The sequence below is a fragment of the Streptomyces sp. SID14478 genome, from assembly GCF_010548525.1.
In the GTDB taxonomy this organism is placed as follows: Bacteria; Actinomycetota; Actinomycetes; order Streptomycetales; family Streptomycetaceae; genus Streptomyces.
On the sequence record NZ_JAAGMG010000917.1, the window covers coordinates 1 to 5,516 of the forward strand.

6 protein-coding genes and 1 pseudogene are annotated in these 5,516 nt (G+C 71.1%); 1 reads left to right on the plus strand and 6 read right to left on the minus strand.

Annotation, left to right across the window (positions count from 1 at the left end):
- Together G3I40_RS29925 and G3I40_RS29930 are read right to left on the minus strand one after the other, a co-directional pair.
- A partial coding sequence (locus tag G3I40_RS29925) for an FAD/NAD(P)-binding protein (RefSeq protein ID WP_164305760.1) occupies nt 1-1,442 on the minus strand: 1,442 nt, incomplete at its 3' end.
- On the minus strand, nt 1,439-2,299 hold the full coding sequence (locus G3I40_RS29930; protein WP_164305761.1) for an amino acid ABC transporter permease: 861 nt from the start codon (nt 2,297-2,299) through the stop codon (nt 1,439-1,441). The genes G3I40_RS29930 and G3I40_RS29925, both read right to left, overlap by 4 nt.
- Nucleotides 2,300-2,777: 478 nt before the next feature.
- Here G3I40_RS29930 and G3I40_RS29935 point away from each other — a divergent pair, with 478 nt between their 5' ends.
- Nucleotides 2,778-3,719 carry an ABC transporter substrate-binding protein gene (locus G3I40_RS29935; RefSeq protein ID WP_164305762.1) on the plus strand — a complete coding sequence of 314 codons (942 nt, stop codon included), beginning with the start codon at nt 2,778-2,780 and terminating at the stop codon, nt 3,717-3,719.
- A gap of 127 nt (nt 3,720-3,846) precedes the next feature.
- Here the strand turns inward: G3I40_RS29935 and G3I40_RS29940 are convergent, their stop codons facing one another.
- The 4 genes and pseudogenes from G3I40_RS29940 to G3I40_RS29955 all read right to left on the minus strand — a co-directional run.
- On the minus strand, nt 3,847-4,440 hold the full coding sequence (locus G3I40_RS29940) for an ATP/GTP-binding protein (protein WP_164305763.1): 594 nt from the start codon (nt 4,438-4,440) through the stop codon (nt 3,847-3,849).
- Nucleotides 4,424-4,789, minus strand: a complete 366-nt coding sequence (locus G3I40_RS29945; protein ID WP_164305764.1) for a DUF742 domain-containing protein — start codon at nt 4,787-4,789, stop codon at nt 4,424-4,426. Before G3I40_RS29945 ends, G3I40_RS29940 begins: the two co-directional genes overlap by 17 nt.
- Complete coding sequence (locus tag G3I40_RS29950) at nt 4,786-5,214, minus strand: roadblock/LC7 domain-containing protein (RefSeq protein ID WP_343245057.1); 429 nt, start codon at nt 5,212-5,214, stop codon at nt 4,786-4,788. Before G3I40_RS29950 ends, G3I40_RS29945 begins: the two co-directional genes overlap by 4 nt.
- Nucleotides 5,211-5,516 (minus strand): annotated as a pseudogene (locus G3I40_RS29955) (sensor protein); the annotation flags it as partial. The pseudogene G3I40_RS29955 and the gene G3I40_RS29950, both read right to left, overlap by 4 nt.

Genomic DNA, 5,516 nt, shown 5'->3' on the forward strand with positions numbered 1-5,516 from the left:
GGCACGGTGGCGCTCGTGGCGCGGAAGACGCCGCCTTCGGCGCTGACCCGCATGTCGGCGCCGACGAACTTCACGACGCCCGCGCGGGACAGCGCGAGCAGCTGGCGCAGCCGGGGCCCGGGCGGCCCGGACGCGAGGTAGCTGAAGAAGCCGTGCCACCAGGTGCCGAGGTCGCCGAGCCGCACCAGCTGCCCGTACACCGACAGCAGTCCGAGGAAGACCGCGAGGTCCGGGCTGTGCGCGGGGTCGTGCCGCCGCGCCAGGTCGGCGGCGACGTACCCGCGCAGTTTGTCCTGCAGTTCCTCGGACGAGGCGTGCCGGACGCCGTCGAGCGGATGGTCGAGGGCGGCGAGGTCGAGGCGGTCGGCCGGGTCGGGCACGGCGGCCGCGACGAGGGCGTCCCGCTCGGCGCCGAGCGGTTCGGCGGCGGCGTACTTCTCCTCGAAGTCGGCCCAGGCGACGGTGGTGCGCTCGGGGTGCGCGGTGAAGAGGCGGTGGTAGTGCGCGTAGCCGAGCTCCTTGTCGACGAGCGGCCACACGTCGGCGCGGAAGTCGAACCCGCCTTTCCTGCTGAGCAGTTCGTCGATCTGTGCCGGTCCGAGGAAGCGGGGCAGCGGCGGCCGCTCCCCGGCCGTCGCGTCCCAGTCGTAGCCGATCTTCGCGTGGTACGGGATGCCGCGCCGCGATCCGACGTGCAGGACGGGCTCGCGGCCGGAGGGGAGGTACGCGTCCCCTTCGAACCGTCCGCCGCGCCCCTGGGTGAGCAGCACCATCAGGTCGACGAAGGCCAGCCCGAAGCCGCGGACGAGAACGTCCTGGCCCGGCGCAAGGGCGCTCAGATCGGAGTCCGCGGTGAAGTCCGGCGGCAGATGGACGAGCCCGTGGCGCTGCGCGTACAGACTCAACTCGTTTTGTTCGTCGTCGAGTTCGGCGTCCAGATGCCCTTGGGTGAGGAGGACCAGGTCGGCGAGCAGGGGCCGCGGACGGCCCTCGACCCACACCTGCTGGCGCCCGTGGCGCGGCCCGCTGACACGCAGCGCGCGCCGTGCGTGGAGGTGCACGACGACACCCCCGGGCAGGCCCGCGACGGCCTTCTCGTACGCCCAGCGCAGATAGTCGCCCTGGCGCCGCCGGTCGGCGAAGACGCTGCCGTCGATACCGGCCCACTCGTGCAGCGCGGGCCCGGGCAGCACGGGCCCGCCCATGTCCACGGTGGCGTCGGTGAACATGGTGACGTCCTGGGCCTGCGAGTTCATCCACAGCAGCGGGGACTGCTCGCGCCGCCAGATCCGTCCGCCGCCCGGCGGATACGGATCGACGAGATGCACGTCCAGCGCCAACTCTTCATCGCTGTCGCGGGTGTTGGCGGCGATCCGTTCGAGCACGCCGGTGCCGCGCGGCCCGGCGCCCACGATCACCAGGGACTGCCGGCCGGTGCTCATCGCGCCGTCCCACGCGCGTAGTGCCGCTCGATGTAGTACTGGCCGACGCTGAGCAGCGAGGTGACCACGACGTACCAGATGGTGGCGACCAGCAGCAGCGGGATGACCTGGTACGTCCGGTGGTAGACGAGCTGCACCGAGTACAGCAGGTCCTGCACGGCGATGACGCTGACGATGGAGGTGCCCTTGAGGGTGCCGATCAGCATGTTCCCCGCGGGCGGCACGATGGAGCGCATGGCCTGCGGGAGCACGATCCTGCGCCAGCGCCGCAGCCGGCTGAGCCCGAGCGCCTGCGCGGCCTCTATCTGGCCGCGCTCGACGGAGAGGATGCCGCCGCGCACGACCTCGGCGGCGTACGCGGCCTCGTGCAGGGTCAGCCCGATGATCGCGACGGTGACGGGTCCGAAGAGGTCGACGGTCTTCACGCCGAGGACCGTCGGGTACAGGGCGCCGATGTTGAACCAGAACAGCAGCTGCACCAGGATCGGCATCGAACGGAACAGCCACACGTAGCCCCAACTCACCGCGCGGAGCACGGGGTTGGCGGACAGCCGCAGCACGGCGAGCAGCGTGCCGAGGGCGAAGCCGAGCACCATCACGAGCGCGGTCAGCCACAGCGTGAGGCCGAGCCCGCGCAGCACGGACGTCGTCGTGAAGTACTCGGCGACGACGTCCCATTGGAACGCGTCGTTGCGCAGCACCGAGTTCACGGCGAGGCCGAGCAGCACGAGGAGGAGCGCGGCGGCGATCCACTGGCCGGTGCGGCGCTGCGGGACGATGCGGGGCACGGCGGCGCCGGCGGGCGGGGCCGACGCGGGCGGGACCTTGGTGAGGGTCTGCGGAGATGCTGAGGACATGAGAAGGCTCCGTGGGGCTGGACATCCAGCACGGTCTTGCCTTCACACCTGTGTTCTGCGGTACCGAGCCCCTCAGCAGCGGTACCGCACCGAGAGTAAGGGGCTGTTCACCTCCGCTGTCAAGGCTGTCCACACTATGAGCCGTGCGTCTCAAGTGAGTTGACGCCGAACCGGATGCCTGTTCCACTTGGCCCATGCATCCGCAGCAGTGGCTGGTCACGCGCTCCCACATCGACTTCGGTCGCGTGTGGTCCGCGTCCTGTTGATGCCCTCCCGACGCCTCTGAGCGCGTCACTTCTCCGAGCCTTCCTCGCTCTCTTTCCACGCGTCCCGGTACGCGCCTCGTCCGCGTGCCCTCCCGCGCCTTCACCCTGCTGCGCCCGTGTTGCACCCCCTCCCCTCGCAGTGCCCCGTTCCCGCGCTCCCCCTGCGTGCGCGCCGTCGTGCGTGCCGTCACCGAAGGGCAGACCACCCCGCCATGCGCACCACATCCCTGACCTCTGCGTTCGCGCTGATCACCGTCGCCGCCCTGGGTCTGACCGCCTGCGGCTCCGGTGACGGCACGGGCGACGCGGCGCCCGCCGCCGCCAGGAACGACAAGATCCCCACCGAGGACGTGGTGTCGGACGTCGCGAAGGACCCTGCCGCGGCGAAGCTGCTGCCCGCCGACGTCCGCAGGAGCGGCAGCCTCAGGATCGCGGCGAGCGTCGGCGGCAACCCGCCGAACTCGTCGTACCTGCCGGACGGCAAGACGGTCGTCGGCCAGGACATCGACTTCGCGAACGCGGTCGGCAAGGTGCTCGGCATCAAGCTCGACCAGGAGGTCGCGAGCTTCGAGGCGATCCTGCCGGCCCTCGACAGCGGCAAGTACGACCTGGGCACGGGCAACTTCGGCGTCACGGACGAGCGGCGCAGGACGATCGACTTCGTCACGTACATCAACGACGGCCAGGGCTTCGCCGTCCGCAAGGACAGCGGTCTGAAGAAGGTCACCGACCTCAAGCAGTTGTGCGGCCTGAACGTGGCGACAGGGGCGGGCACCACGTTCGAGGCGACGCTGGAGCAGAACAAGGGGATCTGCAAGGAGGCCGGCAAGAAGGCGTACGACGTGAAGACGTACGCCGAGCCGAGCGCGATCTGGTCCTCGCTGCAGCAGGGCCGCTCCGACGTGGTGATGAGCACCATCAACGGCCTGCGGTACTCCGTCGCGCACCAGGAGGGACTGAAGTTCCTCAATGAGTTCCACCGACTCGACGTCGGCTTCGCCTTCAAGAAGGGCACGCCGCTGGCGCCTGCGTTCCGGGCGGCGGTGAACAAGCTGATCGCGGACGGCACGTACGCCAGGATCCTGAAGAAGTGGGGAACGAGCCCGTCGGCGATCGACCGCTCCCAGATCTCCCCGCCCGAGATCAAGGACTGACGAGCCGGTTCCGTGCCGGCTGCGGATCTGTGGGGGTCGGTGGGGGTCGCTCGCGCGGTTCCCCGGGCGAAGGACAAGGTGCCCCCGGCCCCGCCGGAGGAAGACGCGGGGCCGGGGGCACCCCGGGTCATCGGGACAGCGCAGCCCGCCGTGGCCTGCTCCGCACCCCGATCACCTGGTCCATCAGGGCCCCGAGCACGTCCCGCACCGAGCCGCGTGCCCGCGCGTCGCACGGGACCACCGGCACGTCATCGCCGATCCCCAACGCCTCCCGGATCTCCGCGAGTTCGAACAGCTCGGCCCCGTCGAAGCGGTTCACGGCGAGCACGAAGGGCGCCCCCTGCGCCTCGAAGTAGTCGAGCGCGGGGAAGCAGTCCTCGATGCGCCGCGTGTCCACCAGCACCACGGTCCCCAGCGCCCCCTCCACCAGGTCGTCCCAGAGGAACGAGAACCGGTCCTGCCCGGGCGTGCCGAACAGGTACAGCGCGAGCGTCGGGTCGAGGGTGATCCGCCCGAAGTCGAGCGCGACGGTCGTGGTCGTCTTGCCCTCGACCCCGTCCAGCGAGTCGACCCCGACGGAGACCTGGGTGATGGCGGCCTCGGTGTCCAGCGGTTCGATCTCCGAGACCGCTCCGATGAACGTCGTCTTGCCGACCCCGAGCCCGCCGCTGACCACGATCTTGACGGCCAGCGGCGCGAGGCGTTCAGAGCGCCCTGACATGGTCCCTGATCCTTTCGAGCGTGTGGAGCGGCAGCTCCGCGGGTTGCGAACACGACAGCCGGCCGTCGACGACGAGGTCGGCGACGAGCACCTTGGCGACACCGAGCGGCACCCCCAGCGCCTGCGCCAACTGGGCCACCGTCGTGGGTTCCTGGCACAGCGCCACGATGCGCTGGTGCTCGAGGGCGAGCGGCGCGGCCCCCTCCGCCGCGTCGAGCGCGACGACCAGGGTCTCCAGGCGCAGATCGGACTGCGCGGGCAGCGCACGCCCGCCGGTGATGATGAAGGGACGCACGAACTGGGTGTCCGCCGCGTCCTCGGCGTCCGACGCCTGCGACGGCCCGCTCACCGCGGCAGCGTCTCGCGCAGATCGGCGATGAGCGCGGGGGTGAGCAGATCGCCCGCGCGCTCGGCGAGAACTGCCATCTCGTAGCCCACGAGGCCGAGTTCACCGCTGCTGTCGGCGAGCACCCCGAGACAGGAGCCGTCGCGGATCGCGGAGACGAGCAGGAAACCGCGCCCCATCTCGATCATGATGAGTTTCACGCCGTCGAAGCTGTACCGCTTGGAGGCGCTGCGCGCGAGGCTCGACAGGCCCGACACGATGGCCGCGAGATGGTCGGCCTCGGTGCGCCCGAGGCCGTCCGACACGGCGATGAGCAGCCCGTCGGAGGAGACGGCGACGGCGTCGCGCACCCCGTCGGTGCCGCGGACGAAGTTGGCGAGGAGCCAGTTGAAGGTCTGCGAGTCGCCCCGCATGTCGACGGTGGTCACTTGTCGTTCTGCCCCTCACCGCGGTCGCTGCCGCTCCTGGCCCCGGCGGCCTCCTGCTGGCTCGCCCGCTCCTTCTCCACGCTGATGGCCCCGCGCATGTGCGCGCTGCGCAGCCCGGACAGCATCCCGGAGACGTCCTCGGGGCTCCGCTCGACGACGGGCCCGTCGGGCGCGGGGCGGCGCGGGGTGTCGCTCTCGTGCACGGCCTTCGCGATGGCGCTGCGCTGCGGACGCTTGACCAGACCGTTGCGCGTACGGGCCGCGGACGACGCGGTGGCGGGCCGCCCCTTGCGCTCGGCGCC